Below are 467 nucleotides of genomic sequence, written 5' to 3'. Positions count from 1 at the left end.
AGGCTGGAGATGGTGGTCACGCTGCCCACCGACGAGCGCGCGCTCGGCGTGCCGCGCTGCTGCTGCAGCGCCACGTCCGGCGGCAGGCCCTCGATCGCATCGACCTGCGGCACGCCCACCTGGTCAATCAGGCGCCGCGCATAGGGCGCGACCGATTCGAAATACCGGCGCTGCGCTTCGGCATAGATGGTGCCGAAGGCGAGCGAGGACTTGCCGGAGCCGGAGACGCCGGTGAACACGACGAGCGCGTTGCGCGGGATGCGCACGTCCACGTTCTGAAGGTTGTGTTCGCGTGCGCCGCGCACTTCGATGAACCCGTCGAAGTCGGTGTCGTCGGGCGAGGGCACTGCAGGGGGCGTCTTGGGAGGGGTTTTCATTGCCGCGGAGCATGGCCCGCCGGCAGCTGGCGAGGTGTAGGCGCGGTCCCGATATTGCCCGCAGCCAACGTCCGCTTTCTCGATCGTGCC

1 pseudogene is annotated in these 467 nt (G+C 68.7%); it reads right to left on the bottom strand.

Features of this window, described 5'->3' with window-relative positions:
* Positions 1-377: pseudogene (locus GVL03_RS19850) on the bottom strand (excinuclease ABC subunit A); the annotation flags it as partial.
* Positions 378-467: the final 90 nt, after the last annotated feature.

The sequence above is a fragment of the Microbacterium sp. 18062 genome, from assembly GCF_902706225.1.
GTDB lineage: Bacteria > Actinomycetota > Actinomycetes > Actinomycetales > Microbacteriaceae > Microbacterium.
This window is presented reverse-complemented; position numbering and strand designations above follow the sequence as displayed.